Raw genomic sequence first — 17,844 nt, forward strand, 5'->3', positions numbered from 1 at the left:
TCCACAAGGGAAAGTAACCACCCACCCCCCACAGCACCACCAAACACCCACACCACACCCAAGACCACCCTGCCCAAAAACGGTCAAAACACGAGGGAGGGGCCCGGACGACCTCGGTCGTCCGGGCCCCTCCTGGGAAGGTCGAGCGTCAGCCCAGGTGTCGAGCGTCAGCCGGGGTGTCACCCGTCAGGGAGCAACGTTCGGCTTGAGCGGGCTGCGCACCGCGGCGTTCGCGTCCACGATGCCGTAGCCGTAGAAGCCGTTGAAGTTCAGCGAGCCGGCGCAGTACGCGTCGAACTCGGCCGACCGGCCCTCGTTGGCGTAGCTCTGCGTACGCGGCTCCGGGCAGGCGTGCTCGGCGGCGGTCCGGTAGAGGTGCTGCTCCACCTTGGCCGGTGCCAGGCCGTAGCCGTTGCGGCCCTCCTTCTTGCCCCACTTGCTGACGATCAGCGCGGCGACGCCGCTGACGTGCGGCGAGGCCATCGAGGTGCCCTGGAGGTAGGTGTAGTAGCCGCACTCACCGGCGGTGGTGCACTGCTTGAGCACCGAGTTCTCGAAGCCCGGGACGACGTTGCCGTTCTCGTCGACCGAGCCCTCCTCCTGGAGCACCTTCTTGGGGTAGGTGGAGAGGATCATGTTGCCGTCGGTGCGGTGGGTGTCGGTGCCGAAGCCGTCCCGGAACCAGCCACCCGGCGCGGCGACCGAGATCTGCTCGGTGCCGTAGTTGGAGTAGTCCGACTTCTTGCCGGACGGTCCGACGGCGGACACGCCGATCACGTGCGGGCCCTCCACCGGGAAGTCCCAGCAGCTCTCGTTGTCGATCGGGCGCGGGTACGGGTCGGCGCCGTAGTCCGGGCTGGAGACGTCGGTGCGGGGTGCGCCGAGGTCCTCGTGGTTGTTGCCGAGCGAGCCGACCAGGGTGACGCCCTTGTTGTGGGCGAAGTTCAGGGCCCGCTTCATCGCCTTGATGATGGCCCGCTGCTCGGCCTGCGACTCGGCCGAGTCGGCCGGGTTGGCGGTGCAGTTGTAGAGCCACGGGTCGACGTAGAACGACATGTTGACCACGTCGATGCCGGACTTGCCTGCGTACACCAGGGCGTTGACGACCGGGTCGAGGAAGAAGTACCCCGAGTCCTGGCCGCCCTTGAGCTCCACCAGCGAGACGTTCGGGGCCACGCCGGAGAGGCCGAAGCCGTTGGCGGCGGCGCCGATGGTGCCGGCGACGTGGGTGCCGTGACCGCCGTCGTCGGTGCCGACCGGGTCGAGGCAGCTCGCCACCTCGCACGGGCCGTCGACGTCGACGAGGTCCGGGGCGAAGTTGCGCGACAGCGTCCAGTCGAAGTTGGGCGCGAGGTCGGGCTGGCTGGCGTCGACGCCGGTGTCCAGGATGCCGACGGTGACCCGCTTGTCGCCCGGCATGACCTTGCGGGCCTTGTCGGCCCCGATCATGCCGAGGCCCCAGAGCTTGTCGTCCAGCGGGTCCAGCTTCTTGCCGTTGGCGTTGCCCTTGGCCTTGACCGCCTTCTTGGTCTGGGTCAGCAGGTTCTCCTGCTCGACCCGGTCCAGCTTGGGCTTGCGGCCGATGGCCCGCTGCTCGGCCGCGCCGACCAGCGCGGAAGCGGCGGTGACCCGGCCGGCGAAGTCGGCCCGGTCGCTGGTGACCTGGAACAGACCGACGTCGTCCGTGCGGGACACGATGGTGCCGCCGGCGGCGCGGATCGCGGCGATCGCCGCGTCCGCCGAGACGCCGTCCTCGGCCACCACGGTGAACGTCCGGCTGGTGCTCGGCCCGGCGTTCGCCGGAACGGTCAGGCCGGTCACCGTGAGTGCCAGGGCTGCCGCGGTCGCGACGGCTCCGGCGGTGAAGCGCTTGCTCACCACATCAGATCCTCTCGTTGAGGGACGTGGCAGCCATCCCATAGCACCAGCGGCAATTCCGCCAGATACAAATCCGAATTGGACCCGCATCAGGCATTCGTCGGTTGCAGACTGCGCAGCGCCGCCGGCAGTTCGGTGAGCGTCCCGACCTCGGCGTCGGGCCGTGCCCCGGCCGGGCGCGGGAGACCGAGCCGGTTGAGCCAGATGCCGCGCAGCCCGGCCCGCTGCGGGCCGAGCACGTCGTGGGCGAAAGAGTCGCCGACGTACGCGATCCGCTCCGGCGGCACCCCGGCGGCGGCGACGATCGCCGCGTAGAACGCGGGGTCGGGCTTCTTGGGCAGGCCGCCCTCGTGGGCGTACAGCTCGAAGGCGAACGCGCCGGTCAGGCCGCAGCGTTCGGCCCGGCTGTTGCCGTTGGTGGCGTAACCGAGGGTGAAGTCGGCGCGCAGCGCGGCCAGCGCCGGCAGGGTGTCGGCGTACGGGCGGCTGAGCGCGAACCGGCGGGCGAAGAAGAGCTCGGCGAACTCGTCGAGCTGGCCGACCAGCCCGGCCCGGTCGAGCGACCGGGCCAGCGCGGCCCGGCGGATCTCGCCCACCGGAGCGGCGGTCATCGACCCGAAGACCGCCTGCCAGTCGGACTCCACCTCGGCGAGGCTGACCCCGGCCGCCACCGGGGTCCGGCGACGCATCTCCTCGAGTACGGCCACCAGGGCGCCGGTGACCGCCGGACGCAGGTCGATCAGGGTCTCGTCGGCGTCGAACACCACCACGCTGAGCATGTCCGTCACCTTCTCACGTCGTCGAACCCGGCCACGTCGAGCATGCGCCTGCCCTGAGCCCCGGTCGAAGATCGGCATGACGAGTCGCGGATCGACGGCGTCACGTCAGCGCCGGTTCGTCCGTCCGGGCCGGTGCCCGTTCGGCGCGGTCGGCGCGCAACTCGTCGAGGCGGACCAGCGCCACCCCGGCGACGATCAGCGCACCCCCGGCGAGTTGCACCGGCACCGGCAGTTCGCCCAGCACCAGCCAGGCGATGAGCACCGCGAACATCACCTCGGTCAGCCCGACGAACGACGACAGCCGGGCCCCCAGGATGCGGGTCGCGGCGATCCCGGTCAGGTACGCCACCACGGCGGCGACCAGCGACAGCCCGGCGATCGGCACCAGCCAGCTGGTGCGCTGCCCGGCGAAGTCGACCGCACCGAAGGTGGCCCGCAGCGGCAGCACCCCGACCAGGCCGAGCAGGGCCAGCACGGCCGCGCCGGCGGCCATCCCACCACTGGCCATGGTGACCGAGGGCAGGTCGGGGTCGACCCGGGCGGCGAGGACGAAGTAGCCGGCCAGCCCGACGGCCGCGCCGAGCCCCCAGAGCACGCCGATCGGGTCGAGTCGGCCTGCGCCGGTCAGGTCGAGCACCAGGCCGAGCCCGGCCAGGGCGGCCAGCGAACCGACCACGGTGAGCCGGCGGGGTCGCTGCCCGTGCACCAGCCACATCCAGCCCACCACGAGGATGATGCCGAGGTACTCCAGCAGCAGGGCCACCCCGACGGGCAGATAGCGGACCGCGTTGAAGAAACAGGCCTGGGCGGTCGCGACGCCGAGCAGGCCGAAGACGGCGACCGGGCCGAGGTTGCGGCGAAACACCTCCGCCCGGCCACGCAACGCGAGCGCGGCGGGAACGGCCAGCACCAGGGCGGCGAGGCCGACCCGGGCCACCACGACGGCCTCGGCGGACCAGCCGGCCTCGATCAGTGAGCGGGCGAAGGTGCCGGAGGTGGCGAAGGTGACGGCGGAGAGCAGGGCGAGGGCCAGGCCGGTGCCGGCGGCGGATCGGTGCGGCATCGGGTTCCTCCGGCGTGACATCAGCAAAGTAGCATTACGCCGGTGACGCTAGCGGCCGAGAACGACAGGGGTCAAGTTGCTTTTCGCCCATGACACGGAGTGCGGGCTGACTGCCGCCGCCGCCCTGGTCAACACCGACGGCCGGGACGGCGAAGGGCTGCCCGACATCGCCGCGCTGGACCGCTTCGTCGCCGCGAACAGGTGGACCGGCCGACACGAACGCACCGAGGTCGAGCTGCGGGCCGTCCGGGCGCTTCGCCCCCGGCTGCGCCAACTCTGGGGCGAGGACCCGGACACCGTCGTCGGCGTGGTCAACGACCTGCTCCGGGAGTCCCGGGCGCTGCCGCAGCTGATCCGACACGACGACGAGCCCTACCACGTGCACGCCGCACCCCGGGACGCCCCGCTGGCCACCCGGATGGCCGTCGAGGCGGCGATGGCCGTCGCCGACCTGGTACGCGGCGACGAGCTGGGCCGGCTGCGCCACTGCGCCCACCCCGACTGCACCAACGTGCTGGTGGACCTGTCGAAGAACCGGTCCCGACGGTTCTGCGAAGCGGGCTGCGGAAACCGGGTCGCGGTCAACGCCTACCGGGCCCGGAAGGCGGCCGGTCGCCCTGAGTAGCCCGCACCCCGCCGGGCCCTGATCCGATCCGGCGATCGGATCGCCCCGTCGAGGTGGCCGGTGCGACCGCACCGCGGGCCCGGCCCTCGCTGGCGGGATCTGCGAACACCGGACCATACCTGCCGCAAACCCTTCACACCGTAGTGACTCCATCAGCACACTGTGAGTACGACATCGACCGCCCCACCCTCCGGGCGCGACGTGTCGTGGTGAGACCGCCTGCCATCCCGGCCGACGGTCCCGCCTCCGGGGGAGACGACTCAGCCGACTCACCATGGAGACGACGCGATGCCCCGGCTCACCTGGCGACACTGGCTTGCCCTGATGTTCCGACCCACCGGCCGCCTCGAAGCAACCCCGACTGACCGTCCCGTTCCGACCAACCGGGCCGGTGGGCCGACCACCGGCCCCGCCATCGCGCCCGATGCTGGACCTGACAGTCAACGGCACGCCGGACCCGGCAACGGCCTGGGCATCGGACCCGTCACCGGCCTGGACGGCGGACCCGACGCCGACCCCAACACCGGACCAGACGTCGGACCCGACGCCCGACCAGGCGTTGGAGCCGATGCTGAACCGGTCCCCGGGTGGGAGGACACCACCATGGCGTTCCCACGGGTGGGACGCACCGGATGGCTGACGCTGGCGCAGGAGTGGCGGGCCAACGGGGGCCACTGGAAAGCGGCGGCCGACCCAGCCGGGCCGAGCGGGCCAGCCGGGCGGCACACATGATCCACTCACCTGCGGCGCGCCAGCGACCCCGCCGTACCGCCGTACCGGAGTCGAGCACGGGCACGGGTGGACGGGCGCGGTCAGGGGTGGGTCATGCGGAGGAGGTCGAGGGCCTCGTCGAGCTGGGTCTCGGTGAGCTTGCCGGAGTCGACGTGCCCCCGGGAGATCACCACATCCCGGATCGAGGTCTGCTTCGCCAGCGCCTCCTTGGCGATCGAGGCGGCCTCGTCGTACCCGAGGTGGCGGTTGAGTGGGGTGACGATCGACGGCGACCCTTCCGCGTACGCCAGGCAGACCTCGACGTCCGCGACCAGGCCGGCCACCAGGCGGTCGGCGAAGAGCCGGCTGGACGCGGCCAGCAGTTTGATCGATTCGAGCAGGTTGCGGCCCATCACCGGGAGCATCACGTTCAGCTCGAAGTCGCCCTGGCTGCCGGCGAACGCGACCGTGGCGTCGTTGCCGATCACCTGCGCGCAGACCTGCCGCATCGCCTCGGCGACCACCGGGTTCACCTTGCCCGGCATGATCGACGAGCCGGGCTGGAGGTCGGGGATGCGCAGCTCCCGCAGGCCCGCGCGGGGGCCGGAACCCATCCAGCGTACGTCGTTGGCAATCTTGTAGAGCCCGACCGCGACGGTACGCAGCTGGCCGGACGTCTCCACCAGCGCGTCCCGGGCCCCCTGCGCCTCGAAGTGGTTGCGCGCCTCGGTCAACGGCAGCCCGGTCGAGGCGCGCAGCTTGTCGATCACCCGGCCGGCGAAGCCGAGCGGGGTGTTGATGCCGGTGCCCACGGCGGTGCCGCCCAACGGCAGCTCGGCCAGCCGGGGCAGCGCCGACTCCAGCCGCTCGACCCCGTAGCGGACCTGCGCGGCGTAACCGCCGAACTCCTGCCCCAAAGTGACCGGGGTGGCGTCCATCAGGTGGGTACGCCCCGCCTTGACCACCGTCTCGAACTCGGCCGCCTTCGCCTCCAGCGCCCCGGCCAGGTGTTTCAGCGAGGGCAGCAGGTCCTCCACCACGAACTGGGTGGCGGCCAGGTGGATCGAGGACGGGAAGACGTCGTTGCTGGACTGCGAGGCGTTCACGTCGTCGTTCGGGTGCACATCCCGGCCCAGCTCACGGGTGGCCAGGGTGGCGATCACCTCGTTGGTGTTCATGTTGGACGAGGTGCCCGAGCCGGTCTGGAACACGTCGATCGGGAACTGGTCGTCGTACCCGCCGTCGGCCACGTGCGCGGCGGCGGTGGCGATCGCCTCGGCGACGTCCGCGCCGATCACCCCCAGCTCGCCGTTGACCAGCGCCGCCGCGCCCTTGATCTGGGCCAGCGCCTTGATCTGCGCCGGTTCGAGGCCCCGCCCGGAGATCGGGAAGTTCTGCACCGCGCGCTGGGTCTGCGCCCGCCACAGCGCCTCGGCGGGCACCTCCACCTCGCCCATCGAGTCGCGTTCGATCCGGTAGCCCGCTGCCTCAGGAGTCGTCACGCGTTCCATCCTGCCGCGCCCGCCGCCGGCTCGCAGATGATCGCCCAGTCCCGCGCCGACAGCCGTCCGACGCCTCGGCGGGAACGGGGGCGGGACGAGCGGATGCCCGGTGGCCGGCAGGGTCGCACCGGCCACCGGGCATCCGCCGTGGTGCTACTTCGTGCCGGTGAGCGCGACCAGCGCGTTGGCGGTACGGAAGTACGGGTTGCGACCGAGGTCGCCGACGGTGGTGATGCCGAAGGCCTCCTTGAGCAGCTTCGCGTCGCCGTCGCTGACCCCGGCGAGCGCGGCCACCGGGGCGTCGACGATCTCGGTGAGGGTCTTGTCCTGGTATGCCTTGTCGACCAGCTTGGTGAGGTCGGCGGTGACGGGCATGCACACTCCTTCGAAGATTCCGACCGGGCATTCCGGGCGGAAGCGGATGAACCTTCCGAATTAGATCATGAGACCGCTCGGCGATCCACTGTGGATCGCGGGAGGATCACGCCTCCTCGTCGCCGCCCTCGTCGCCGCCCTCGTCATCGCCGAACGAGTCGAAGATCTCGTCGGCGACCATGCCGCCGGCGAAGCCGAGCGCCGCCCCGCCTACCACGCCGGCGGCGACGGCACCCATGCCGGGACCACTGCTCCGCTCGTGGTGGTACTCCTCCTTGTAGTGCCCGCCGGGAGCGCCGTAGCCCGGAGCGCCGTAGCCCGGAGCGCCGTAGCCCGGAGCGCCGTAGCCGGGTGGCGGGGGCGGGTAGCCCGGGGTGCCGTAGCCCTGGGCCGGTGGGGCGTAGCCGTGGCCGGCGTGCAGGCTCTGATACCCGTCGAGGGCCTGGCGGACCCAGGTGTCGACCTGCCCGGCCCAGTCCACCCGGTCGGCGTCGGCGTGCGCAGCGTGGTAGCGACCGAACGAGTCGTGGCCGCCGCCGAACAGTCCGCCGCGCTTGTCGAACTCCAGCACGACGTCGACCCCGTGCTCGTTCGCCACGAAGGTCAACTCCACCGCGTTGACGCCGTGGGCGTACTGCGGGGCGGCGTAGTACTCGATCTCCTGGTAGAACGGCAGGCTCTGGTGCAGCCCCGAGATGTGCCCGCGCTCCAGGTCAGCGCTCTTGAACTGGAAGCCGAGCCGGCCGAACGCCTCCAGGATGCGCTCCTGCACCGGCAGTGGGTGCACGGACACCGGGTCCAGGTCGCCCTTGTCGACCGCGCCCCGGATGGCCACCTCGGTACGCAGGCCCATCGTCATGCCGTGCAGGTGCTGCCCGTACAGGTTGGTCACCGGGGTCTCCCACGGCATGGCGACCTGGAACGGCAGCGACAGGTGCTGCCCCGCACACAGGTGTAGGCCGCCCGCGACCGGAACGCGGTGGAACTCGACGACCGCGTCGTACTCCTCCTCCGCGCCCTCGATCTCCACCCGGGTGACCAGGCCGACGGTGATGTGGTCGATCTCCACATCGTGGCTGCCGCCGGCCAGGTTCACCTGCCCGCCCAGCACCAGACCCGGGCGGGTGTTCGGATTGGAAAGGACCGTATCGACGCTGGGGCCGCCCACCCCGAACGCGCCCAGCATCTTCTTGAACACCACGAACGTCTCCCTCGACGACCACCGAACGCGCGACACCCGGTTCCGGTGGAATTTCCACCCGGAACCCTTGTGCCGCAACCAGATCAACGACGTCCATAATGGATGCCGTCAGGCGGGGAACCTACCGACGAAACCTGCGAAGTAGCTGAGTGCATCCGCACGGCTACTCTCGGGCAATGCGGTGTGTCGCCGAGCCGAAATGCGTCAGGACTTCCCGGCGTCACCGGACGGAACGTGCCAGCCCACACCGGGAACCATCACGGCCAGCCCCTCGGCGGCCAGCGCGTCCATCGCCTTTGGAAGCGGTCTCCCGGGCTACGCCGTGGGTCTGGGTCAGGGTCTTCTCGGACGGGAGTCGACTCCCGGGCGGGTACTGGCCGACCTCGATCGCCGTACGGAGGATCGCCGCGAGCTGCCGGTATCGCGGCACCGGCGACACCGGGTCGATCTCGGTAGCGATGAGTCTGGCGGCCCGCTCTTCGGCGCGGGGCACACCAGCCTGCGCCGCGCGCAGCTTCCGCACCGCTGACTCTAGGTTGGCCACTCAGCCATCGTCCCTGGCCAGACGGCGGCATGCCAACTCGGTTATCCCTAGGCCCGATCGAGCATTCTCCGGACGTATCACTGCCGAGACCGACATCCCTCTCCCCACCCCATAGCCCCGACACGGAACCGGAAGCGATCAGGAGTCGTTTACGACATCAACTCGACAGGCGTCGCACGTCGGTCTCGTCGCAGAGCGCCAGGACGAAGGTGACAGATCAACCCCTGCCGAAGGAATGTCGGCCGCGCGCCGCCTCAGGAGTCGTCACGCCTCTCGTCCCCGGAGTTCCCGGGCTCCACACCGCCAGCTCGTAGGATCCGCCGGACCTGTTCACGGCCGTAGCCGGTGAGCCGGGCCCGGCGCTCCACCACCTGCGCGCCGAGGGCCAAGAGGGCAGGTCAGCCAGGCGGTCAGTCTTCACCGTTCCGGATGATCTGCCGGACCCTCTCCCGGCTATAACCGGTGGCCGCCACGATGTCGACCTGACGTGCGCCGTCCCGGTCAGCGGCGCGGATGGCCTCGGCCAGCTCGACACGAGCAGCCTTCACCTGAGCGCGGGCTTCAGCGATGAGCTTGGCGGCCCGTTCCTCGGCACGGGGCACGCCAGCCTGCGCAGCACGTAGCTTCCGTACCGCTGACTCCAGGTTGGCCACTCGGCCATCGTCCCTGGCCAGACAGTAGGCCAACCCATGCATCCCGCCACTAGGCACAAAAGATACCTTGACGTTTGGCCAACTCTGGTCTTGGGTATTTGGCATACGGTCGCGCACTACGGGAGGAGATTCCATGCCGAAATCAGAGGTTCCAGCGGTGGGAGCACGGGAGCTACCCGAACACGGGACCGTCGAGGTTTGGGTAGACGCCGGCAGTGGCGCAACTGGGCAGCGCGTCATGGTCGCCGTGAAAGATCTCCGGTTTGCCGAGCAAGACCGAGGGGAGGGCGCAACCGCGATCTATGCCGTCCGGACGTATCACTGCCAGGGTTGACCCGAACGCCCCGGCGCTTTCACCACCGGGTGCCGCAAGCCGGCAGCCCCGGTGTCCGCCTCTGCCAGCAAGCGGCCCGGGGCATCGCCTTACCTCCCGCCAGCCGAGAGCCACCTGCCCTCAGCGGCGGCCCACGGTCAGCACCGGCTTGGTGACCTCGGCGAAGAAGTCGTTGCCCTTGTCGTCCACCACGATGAACGCAGGGAAGTCCTCCACCTCGATCTTCCAGACCGCCTCCATGCCCAGCTCAGGATATTCCAGCACCTCGACGTGCTTGATGCAGTCCTGGGCGAGCCGGGCCGCCGGGCCGCCGATCGAACCGAGGTAGAAACCGCCGTGCTGCTGGCAGGAGCGGGTCACCTGGCCGGACCGGTTGCCCTTGGCCAGCATCACCTGGGAGCCGCCGGCCGCCTGGAACTTCGCCACGTACGCGTCCATCCGGCCGGCGGTGGTCGGGCCGAACGAGCCCGACGCGTAGCCCTCGGGGGTCTTCGCCGGGCCGGCGTAGTAGACGGCGTGGTCGCGCAGGTACTGCGGCATCGGCTCGCCCGCGTCGAGGCGCTCGGCGATCTTCGCGTGGGCGATGTCCCGGGCCACCACCAGCGGGCCGGTCAGCGACAGCCGGGTCTTCACCGGGTACTTCGACAGCTCGGCCCGGATCTCGGCCATCGGCCGGTTCAGGTCGACCCGCACCACGTCGGAGGCGTCGAGCGTCTCGTCGGTGACGTCCGGCAGGTAGCGCGCCGGGTCGGTCTCCAGGCGCTCCAGCCACACGCCCGACGGGGTGATCTTGGCAACCGCCTGCCGGTCGGCCGAGCAGGAGACCGCGATCGCCACCGGGCAGGACGCCCCGTGCCGGGGCAGCCGGACCACCCGCACGTCGTGGCAGAAGTACCTGCCGCCGAACTGCGCGCCGATGCCGAAGTTGCGGGTCAACTCCAGCACCTCGGCCTCCAACTCCAGGTCGCGGAAGCCGTGCGCGGTCATCGAACCGGCGGTGGGCAGCGCGTCGAGGTACTTCGCGGAGGCGTACTTGGCGGTCTTGAGGGCGTACTCGGCGGAGGTGCCGCCGATGACGATCGCCAGGTGGTACGGCGGGCAGGCCGAGGTGCCGATGAGCCGCAGCTTCTCCTCCAGGAACTGGATCATCCGCACCGGGTTCAGCAGGGCCTTCGTCTCCTGGTAGAGGTACGACTTGTTGGCCGAGCCGCCGCCCTTGGCCATGAACAGGAACTTGTACGCGTCCGGGTGCCCGTCTGGGTCCTCGGCGTACAGCTCGACCTGGGCGGGCAGGTTGCTGCCGGTGTTCCGCTCGTCCCACATCGTCAGCGGGGCGAGCTGCGAGTACCGCAGGTTCAGTTTCGTGTACGCCTGGTAGACCCCGCGCGAGATCGCCTCGGCGTCGGCGCCGTCGGTGAGCACGTGCCGACCGCGCTTGCCCATCACGATGGCGGTGCCGGTGTCCTGGCACATCGGCAGCACGCCACCGGCGGCGATGTTGGCGTTGCGCAGCAGGTCCAGGGCGACGAACCGGTCGTTCGGCGAGGCCGCCGGATCGTCGATGATCGCCCGGAGCTGGGTCAGGTGCGCGGGACGCAGGAAATGGGCGATGTCGTGCATCGCCTCGGCGGTCAGCGCGGTCAGCGCGGCCGGCTCCACGGTCAGGAAACGGCGGCCCCCCGGGCCGTGGACGACGTCGACGCCCTCGTCGGTGACCAGGCGGTATTCCGTCTGATCCGGACCGGTCGGCAGCAAGGGGGCGTACGAGAACGCGGCGGCACTGCTCATGTCGGAAAAGCCTAGGGCAGACCGGTCGATCGGTGACACCCGCCGGGTGGGTCGTGGGACGCCGCTCTCACCCGTTGCCGTCGGGGCAGAGCTCCCGCTTCGGCCCGCAGCTGTCCGCGGTGTCCGGTGCGCCACCCGTGCGCCCCGGTCCGGGCCCGCCACCGCCGTCCGATCCGGCAGGCGGCGCGGCGGGCGGTGCCGCACCGGCACCCGCGCCGAACCGGACGTACCCGATCTCCCGGCCCTCGCCGACGACAATCCCGTTCGGGCCGACCGCGAGCGCGTTGGCGCTGGTCCGTAGCACCACCAGCTCCTTTCCGGTACGCGGGTCCAGGGCGACCAGCCGGTTCGGCTTCTCCCCGGTCAACACCGCCGCGTACGGGGTGAGCGCCGCGCCCGCCTTCGCGCCGGCCGGCCGGGTCCAGCGGGCCTTGCCGGTGCCCAGCTCCCGGGCGACTACCGACTGCTTGTCGGCGGTCCGGACCAGGGCGTACCGGTCGTCGACGGCGAGCAGCTTCTCGCCCGCGGCGTCGACCAGCAGCAGCCGGCCGTCGTACCCGTCGAGGACGGCCTCCCGCCCGTCGGGGGCCACCCCAATCAGCACGTTCCGGGCGCCCTGCGGGTCCTCGCGCTGGGCGCAGCCGGCGCTGTCGGCGGTCCGCAGGTTGAGCCCGGTACGCCGCCACACCTCCTGCCCGGTGGCCGGATCCCGGGCCGAGACGGCGTACTGGCAACTGCCGTCCACCGAGACGGCGGTGATCCGGAGCATCCGGCCGCCGATCACGGACAACCGCTCGTCCCGGCCCGGTTCGACGTTCTGCACCACCCGGCCGGTGGCCGTGTCCACCACGTGCACCCGGCCGTCCACCGGGAAGCCGAGCAGCGGCGGCACCGCCTCCGGCCCGGCCACCGCCTCGTCGATCCGCTGCGCGGAGAGCCGCCGGGTGCCGCGCAGGCCCGGGTTGTCGGCGAAGAGCCCGGTGCTGACGCCGGGGAGGAAGGCCGTCCACAGTGGGCTGGTGCCCCGCGGATCCCAGGCGCTGAGCGTGCAGTCGGTGGCGGCCACACACCGGGCGTCCAGCAACATGTTCCGGTACGTCCAGACGGCCACCGCGTCGTTGTCGCGCCGACGTACCGCCCCGGTGGTGGGGTCGATCAGCTCGTACCCCTTGACCAGGAGCTTGCCCACGGCGACGACGGCGTCGCGGTCGCCACCGACCACCGCCGACCAGTCCGCCTTGCGCTCCCAGAGCGACGCGCCGGTGGCGAGGCTACGGACCTCGATCCGGGTCCGCTGCTCGACCACGACGGTGTCGCCGACGATCGTCACGCTCTTCGGGGTGCCGCCGACCCGTTGCTGCCAGAGCACGTCCGGTTCGGAGATCGGCTCGCTGCGGTCGACCCAGTCCCACACCCCCGGGAACGGGTTCCACACCCCGGTGGCGGCGAGCGCGACCACGATGACGAGCCCGAGCAGCAGCCCTCCCCGCACCCCCCCAAGGCCCTTCACACCGCACACGGTAGCGACGTTCACCTCCCCGCCCCGCCCCCGCGCCGGAGTGTCGCCCCGCTTTCTGACCCCGAGGGCCCGTCGACCGCCGGGCAGCGCAGGCCCGGGGACTCAGGAACCGGCGGCGGAGCGCAGCAGCGGCAACGTCCGGTACGGGATCTGCTCGGCCAGCGCGATGATCGTGGAAGCCCGGCGGATCGCCTCGGACGAGACGATCTGGTCGATCACCCGCTGGAGGTCGGCGTTGGAGCGGGCCACGATCCGGCAGAGCAGGTCGCTGGCCCCGGTGATGGTGTGCGCCTCCAGCACCTCGGGGATCGCCGCCAGGTGGGCGGTGACCGTGTCGTGGCCGTGCCGTTGGCTGATCTCCAGGGTGACGAAGCTGGTCACCGTGAACCCGATCGCCGCCGGCCGGATCTCCGGCCCGAACCCGCCGACCACCCCCCGACTGACCAGCTTGTCGAGCCGGGCCTGGACGGTTCCCCGGGCCACCCCGAGCCGGCGGGAGCATTCCAGCACGCCGATCCGGGGTTCGTCGGCGAGCAGTTGGACGAGCCTGCCGTCCAACTCGTCGAGCTGTGCACCCTGTCCACCGTTCATGGCTGGACACCCTACCGATTGCACAACCTGACCAGGGGAAAAAGCAACGGTTGCCCAGTCGTCGGGTCGCCGCGATGCTGCCTGGAAGAGCTACCACCGGCCCACGAAGCCGGCCGCTACGCGAGGGAGGCCACCGTGACCCAGGCGATCGACCGACCCCAGTCGACCGAGGACATCGACGTCGACACGCTCGTCGGCGCAGTCGACCACGACATCACCCGTGACCCGTTCCCGGTCAAGGGCCTCGACCACGTGCACTTCCTGGTCGGCAACGCCAAGCAGGCCGCCCACTACTACTCCACCGCGTTCGGGATGACCTGCGTGGCGTACCGGGGGCCGGAGCAGGGCTACCGGGACCACTCCGAGTACGTGCTGACCAGCGGTTCGGCCCGGTTCGTGCTGACCGGCGCGGTGCGCCCCGACGCCTCCGGGGCCGACCACGTCGCGAAGCACTCGGACGGGGTCAGCGACATCGCACTGGAGGTGCCGGACGTCGACGCCGCGTACGCGCACGCCGTCGCCCAGGGTGCGACCGGCCTGGTCGAGCCGCACGACGTGACCGACGCGCACGGCTCCGTCCGGCTGGCGGCCATCGCCGCGTACGGCGACACCCGGCACACCCTGGTCGACCGGTCCCGCTACACCGGCCCGTTCCTGCCCGGCTTCGTCGCCCGGGGCCCGATCGTCGACCGGCAGCCGATGATCGCCGCCGGCCTCCAGCCGAAGCGCTTCTTCCAGGCGGTCGACCACGTGGTCGGCAACGTCGAACTCGGCCGGATGGACGAGTGGGTGGAGTTCTACAAGCGGGTGATGGGCTTCTCCAACATGGCGGAGTTCATCGGCGACGACATCGCCACCGACTACTCGGCGCTGATGAGCAAGGTCGTCGCCAGCGGCACCCGCAAGGTGAAGTTCCCGCTCAACGAGCCGGCGGTGGCCCGCAAGAAGTCGCAGATCGACGAGTACCTGGAGTTCTACCAGGGCCCCGGCGCACAGCACATCGCGGTGGCCACCAACGACATCCTGGCCAGCGTCGACGCGATGCGGGCGGCCGGCGTCGAGTTCCTCGACACGCCCGACTCGTACTACGACGACCCGGAGCTGCGCGCCCGGATCGGCAACGTCCGGGCGCCGATCGAGGAACTGAAGTCCCGCAAGATCCTGGTCGACCGGGACGAGGACGGCTACCTGCTCCAGATCTTCACCAAGCCGGTGCAGGACCGCCCGACCGTCTTCTTCGAGCTGATCGAGCGGCACGGCTCGCTCGGCTTCGGCAAGGGCAACTTCAAGGCGCTCTTCGAGGCCATCGAGCGGGAGCAGGAAGCACGCGGCAACCTGTAACACTGTCGAACGTGACGCAGCCTCCGACACACCCGACGTCGCCGGCCGGTGGGCCTCCGCCCACGGCCGGCGGCTTCGCGCCGCCCTCCGGCCCCACCCCCCAGGGGTACGCCGTCCCGCCGCAACCCGGCCCGTACGGCGGCCCGTCGCACCTCCGCCCACCGCACCCCGGCCCGTACCCGACGCCGCCCGGCCAGTACGCCGGGCTGCCCGGGTACCCGCCGCCGGCACCCGGGATGCCGCCGCCCGGCTTCCCGGCGCTGTCGCCGGGCGGGCAGCCGCTGGCCAGCTTCGGTGACCGGCTGTTGGCGGTGCTCCTGGACGGGTTGGTGCTCGGGGCGGCCAGCCTGGTCGTCACCATCCCGGCGTTCATCGCCTTCTTCGTGCTGGTCATGCCGGACCTGACCGCCACCGCACCGGACGGCACCCCGGTGTCGGACCCGTTCCTCGGCTTCCTGCTGCCGTTGCTGGCCCTGGAGGCCGGGATCTTCCTGGTGATGCTCGCCCTGAGCTACGTCTACCAGGTCGAGATGATGTTCAAGACGGGGCAGACCGTCGGCAAGCGGGTGATGAGGCTACGGGTGGTGCCGCTGGACCCGGCCGGCACGCTGGACCGGAGGATGGCGGCCAAACGGTGGGCCGCGTACCAGGTCGCCGGGATCGTCATTCCCGGCTTCAGCTACCTCGATGGGCTCTGGCAACTCTGGGACAAGCCGTGGCAGCAGTGCCTCCACGACAAGTTCGCCGGCACCATCGTCGTTAAGGTTGCCGAGTGAGCGAGCAGAGCGACCGAACCGGACAGCGCAGGGCGAGACCGTGAGCGTGCAACCAGGCTGGTACGTCGACCCGGCCGAGCCGACCACCCGACGGTGGTGGGACGGCGAGGGCTGGATCGGCGCCCCGATCCCGGTCGACGCCACCCCACCGGAGGGCCCGCCGCCGCCCGAGCCGGAGCCGACCCCGGAGCCAGCCGCGCCGGTCTCCCCCGCCGCCGCCCTGCCCACGCCGACCGGGCAGCCTCCCGTACCCCCGTGGACCCCGACCGGCCCCGGCACGCCGGGAGCACCCGGCACCCCGGGGACGTCCTGGATCGGACAGCCGGGCCCAGGACAGCCGGGAGCCGGACAGCCCTGGGTCGGGCAACCGGGGACGCCCGGGGTCGGGCAGCCCGGCGGGCCGCCGCCCGGCTGGCCCTACCCGACCTGGCCGGGGCGTCCGCCCGAGCCGCGCCCACACGGCATGCCGTTGGCCGGTTACGGCGCCCGGCTACTCGCCCGCCTGGTCGATTTCGGTGCCGTCTTCCTGCTCAACGCGGTGGTCAACGGCTGGTTCGTCTGGCGGTACTTCGAGGAGACCGCGCCCTACCTGCGGGAGGCGTTCCGCCGGGCGCTGGCCGGTGACTCCTCCCGGGAGGGTCTGCCAACGATCGGCGAGCAGGCCGGCGGGCTCCAGATCGCCATCCTGGTCATCGCGACCGCGCTCTGGTTCGCCTACGAGGTGCCGTCGATGGCATCCGGCGGACAGACCCTGGGCAAGCGGCTGCTGCGCATCCGGGCGGTGCCGGTGGACGCCGACCAGCCGCTCGGCTTCGGCCGGGCCACCCGGCGGTGGAGCACCATGGGCATGCCCACCCTGCTCTGGTTCTGCTGCGGCTTCGGCCTGCTGCTCCAGTTCGTCGACGCGGTCTCCGCGCTCTTCGACCACCCGCTGCGCCAGGCGCTGCACGACAAGCGGGCCCAGACGGTCGTGGTGCAGGTGCCGCGATCCGCCAGCCCCGACACCCCCACCGCCCCGGCCGACCGCGCCGACCCCGAACCCCCGGGAGACACCCCATGACCGACACCGGACGTCACCAGCCGTCGCTGCGGCTGACCCGCGCCGACCTGGACACGCTGCCGAACTACGTGCCCGGTCGCAGCCCGGCCGACCTGGCCCGTGAGCTGGGCCTGACCGAGGCGATCAAACTGGCCAGCAACGAGGTGCCGTACGGGCCGCTGCCCGGGGTGGTCGAGGCGGTCACCGAGGCGGTCACCGGCTCGCACCGCTACCCCGACATGGGGGTGGTGGCGCTGCGCACCGCGCTCGCCGAGCGGTACGGCGTGGAACCGGACCGGGTCGCCACCGGTTGCGGGTCGGTGGCGCTGGCCGAGCACCTGGTCCGGGCCACCTGCCTGCCCGGTGACGAACTGCTCTACTCGTGGCGCTCGTTCGAGGCGTACCCGATCATCGCGGCGACCAGCGGCGCGAACAGCGTGCGGGTGCCCAACGACGCCGGCCACGGGCACGACCTGGCGGCGATGGCCGCGGCGGTGACCGACCGGACCCGGATGGTGCTGGTCTGCAACCCCAACAACCCGACCGGTACGGCGGTACGCAAGCCGGAGTTGGACCGGTTCCTCGACGCCGTCGGCGACGACGTGCTGGTCGTCATCGACGAGGCGTACCGGGAGTTCGTCACCGACCCGGAGGTGCCGGACGGCCTGACCTACCTGGACCGCCCCAACGTGGTGGTGCTGCGCACCCTGTCCAAGGCGTGGGGGCTGGCCGGGCTGCGGATCGGTTGGCTGGTCGGCGCCCCCGAGGTGGCCGCCGCGGTGCGCAAGGTGGTCACCCCGTTCTCCACCAGCACCGCCGCCCAGGCCGGCGCGCTGGCCGCGCTCACCCAGGCCGACGAGGTCGAACGACGCTGCGCGCTGGTCGTCGCCGAGCGGGACCGGGTCACCGAGGCGTTGCGCAAGTTCGTTCCCGACGTGCCGTCCAGCCAGGCCAACTTCGTCTGGCTGCCGTTGGGCGAGCGGGCCGTGGAGTTCGGCCGGGCGTGTGAGGCGCGCGGCGTGATCGTCCGGCCGTTCCCCGGGGACGGGGTACGGGTCACCATCGGCACCCCGGCCGAGAACGACACCTTCCTGGCCGTCGCGGAGGCCGCGCTGTCCTGAGCCG

16 protein-coding genes are annotated in these 17,844 nt (G+C 71.5%); 5 read left to right on the top strand and 11 right to left on the bottom strand.

What is annotated here, in order from left to right:
* Positions 1 to 186 precede the first annotated feature (186 nt).
* The 3 genes from ACIG87_RS22445 to ACIG87_RS22455 all read right to left on the bottom strand — a co-directional run bounded on the left by ACIG87_RS22445 (position 187) and on the right by ACIG87_RS22455 (position 3,720).
* Entirely contained in the window at positions 187 to 1,878 is a 1,692-nt protein-coding gene (locus ACIG87_RS22445; RefSeq protein ID WP_396852931.1) for a S8 family serine peptidase, read from the bottom strand.
* Positions 1,879 to 1,967: 89 nt separating this feature from the next.
* Positions 1,968 to 2,657 (bottom strand): HAD family hydrolase, encoded by a 690-nt coding sequence (locus ACIG87_RS22450; protein WP_396852933.1) that lies wholly within the window; start codon positions 2,655 to 2,657, stop codon positions 1,968 to 1,970.
* 100 nt (positions 2,658 to 2,757) lie between these two features.
* The gene (locus ACIG87_RS22455; RefSeq protein ID WP_396852935.1) at positions 2,758 to 3,720 is read right to left on the bottom strand and encodes an EamA family transporter; all 963 of its coding nucleotides are present in this window, start codon (positions 3,718 to 3,720) and stop codon (positions 2,758 to 2,760) included.
* A gap of 76 nt (positions 3,721 to 3,796) precedes the next feature.
* On the opposite strand from ACIG87_RS22455, the gene ACIG87_RS22460 reads away from it, so the two are divergent.
* On the top strand, positions 3,797 to 4,345 hold the full coding sequence (locus ACIG87_RS22460; RefSeq protein WP_396852937.1) for a CGNR zinc finger domain-containing protein: 549 nt from the start codon (positions 3,797 to 3,799) through the stop codon (positions 4,343 to 4,345).
* A gap of 812 nt (positions 4,346 to 5,157) precedes the next feature.
* Here the strand turns inward: ACIG87_RS22460 and ACIG87_RS22465 are convergent.
* The 8 genes from ACIG87_RS22465 to ACIG87_RS22500 all read right to left on the bottom strand — a co-directional run bounded on the left by ACIG87_RS22465 (position 5,158) and on the right by ACIG87_RS22500 (position 13,563).
* The gene (locus ACIG87_RS22465; protein ID WP_396852939.1) at positions 5,158 to 6,558 is read right to left on the bottom strand and encodes a class II fumarate hydratase; all 1,401 of its coding nucleotides are present in this window, start codon (positions 6,556 to 6,558) and stop codon (positions 5,158 to 5,160) included.
* Between the two features lie 153 nt (positions 6,559 to 6,711).
* A complete protein-coding gene (locus tag ACIG87_RS22470) occupies positions 6,712 to 6,933 on the bottom strand; it encodes a hypothetical protein (RefSeq protein ID WP_396852941.1) in 222 nt (73 codons plus the stop codon).
* Between the two features lie 106 nt (positions 6,934 to 7,039).
* Positions 7,040 to 8,134 carry a sporulation protein gene (locus ACIG87_RS22475; protein ID WP_396852943.1) on the bottom strand — a complete coding sequence of 365 codons (1,095 nt, stop codon included), beginning with the start codon at positions 8,132 to 8,134 and terminating at the stop codon, positions 7,040 to 7,042.
* 220 nt (positions 8,135 to 8,354) lie between these two features.
* Positions 8,355 to 8,678, bottom strand: a complete 324-nt coding sequence (locus ACIG87_RS22480) for a GntR family transcriptional regulator (protein ID WP_396852945.1) — start codon at positions 8,676 to 8,678, stop codon at positions 8,355 to 8,357.
* A gap of 410 nt (positions 8,679 to 9,088) precedes the next feature.
* A complete protein-coding gene (locus ACIG87_RS22485; RefSeq protein WP_396852947.1) occupies positions 9,089 to 9,331 on the bottom strand; it encodes a hypothetical protein in 243 nt (80 codons plus the stop codon).
* A gap of 454 nt (positions 9,332 to 9,785) precedes the next feature.
* Positions 9,786 to 11,453 carry a fumarate hydratase gene (locus tag ACIG87_RS22490; protein WP_396852949.1) on the bottom strand — a complete coding sequence of 556 codons (1,668 nt, stop codon included), beginning with the start codon at positions 11,451 to 11,453 and terminating at the stop codon, positions 9,786 to 9,788.
* Positions 11,454 to 11,520: 67 nt separating this feature from the next.
* Entirely contained in the window at positions 11,521 to 12,972 is a 1,452-nt protein-coding gene (locus ACIG87_RS22495; RefSeq protein WP_396852951.1) for a PQQ-binding-like beta-propeller repeat protein, read from the bottom strand.
* A 102-nt stretch (positions 12,973 to 13,074) separates the two neighbouring features.
* Positions 13,075 to 13,563, bottom strand: coding sequence for an Lrp/AsnC family transcriptional regulator (locus ACIG87_RS22500; RefSeq protein WP_396852953.1), 489 nt, complete (start codon positions 13,561 to 13,563; stop codon positions 13,075 to 13,077).
* A gap of 135 nt (positions 13,564 to 13,698) precedes the next feature.
* On the opposite strand from ACIG87_RS22500, the gene hppD reads away from it, so the two are divergent.
* Genes hppD through hisC form a run of 4 tightly spaced genes read left to right on the top strand, consistent with a single transcriptional unit; the run spans position 13,699 to position 17,840 of the window.
* Complete coding sequence (gene hppD, locus ACIG87_RS22505; protein WP_396852955.1) at positions 13,699 to 14,904, top strand: 4-hydroxyphenylpyruvate dioxygenase; 1,206 nt, start codon at positions 13,699 to 13,701, stop codon at positions 14,902 to 14,904.
* 11 nt (positions 14,905 to 14,915) lie between these two features.
* On the top strand, positions 14,916 to 15,680 hold the full coding sequence (locus tag ACIG87_RS22510; protein ID WP_396852957.1) for an RDD family protein: 765 nt from the start codon (positions 14,916 to 14,918) through the stop codon (positions 15,678 to 15,680).
* Positions 15,681 to 15,720: 40 nt separating this feature from the next.
* Positions 15,721 to 16,740 carry an RDD family protein gene (locus ACIG87_RS22515; RefSeq protein ID WP_396852959.1) on the top strand — a complete coding sequence of 340 codons (1,020 nt, stop codon included), beginning with the start codon at positions 15,721 to 15,723 and terminating at the stop codon, positions 16,738 to 16,740.
* On the top strand, positions 16,737 to 17,840 hold the full coding sequence (hisC, locus tag ACIG87_RS22520; RefSeq protein ID WP_396852961.1) for a histidinol-phosphate transaminase: 1,104 nt from the start codon (positions 16,737 to 16,739) through the stop codon (positions 17,838 to 17,840). Before ACIG87_RS22515 ends, hisC begins: the two co-directional genes overlap by 4 nt.
* Positions 17,841 to 17,844: the final 4 nt, after the last annotated feature.

It is taken from the genome of Micromonospora sp. NPDC051925, assembly GCF_044548625.1.
Classification (GTDB): Bacteria; Actinomycetota; Actinomycetes; order Mycobacteriales; family Micromonosporaceae; genus Micromonospora.

Excerpts from the sequence above, each read along its gene's own strand:
- ACIG87_RS22450 (WP_396852933.1), bottom strand. The coding sequence starts at position 2,657 with ATGCTCAGCGTGGTGGTGTTCGACGCCGACGAGACCCTGATCGACCTG.
- ACIG87_RS22455 (WP_396852935.1), bottom strand. The coding sequence starts at position 3,720 with ATGCCGCACCGATCCGCCGCCGGCACCGGCCTGGCCCTCGCCCTGCTC.
- ACIG87_RS22470 (WP_396852941.1), bottom strand. The coding sequence starts at position 6,933 with ATGCCCGTCACCGCCGACCTCACCAAGCTGGTCGACAAGGCATACCAG.
- ACIG87_RS22490 (WP_396852949.1), bottom strand. The coding sequence starts at position 11,453 with ATGAGCAGTGCCGCCGCGTTCTCGTACGCCCCCTTGCTGCCGACCGGT.
- ACIG87_RS22500 (WP_396852953.1), bottom strand. The coding sequence starts at position 13,563 with ATGAACGGTGGACAGGGTGCACAGCTCGACGAGTTGGACGGCAGGCTC.
- hisC (WP_396852961.1), top strand. The coding sequence starts at position 16,737 with ATGACCGACACCGGACGTCACCAGCCGTCGCTGCGGCTGACCCGCGCC.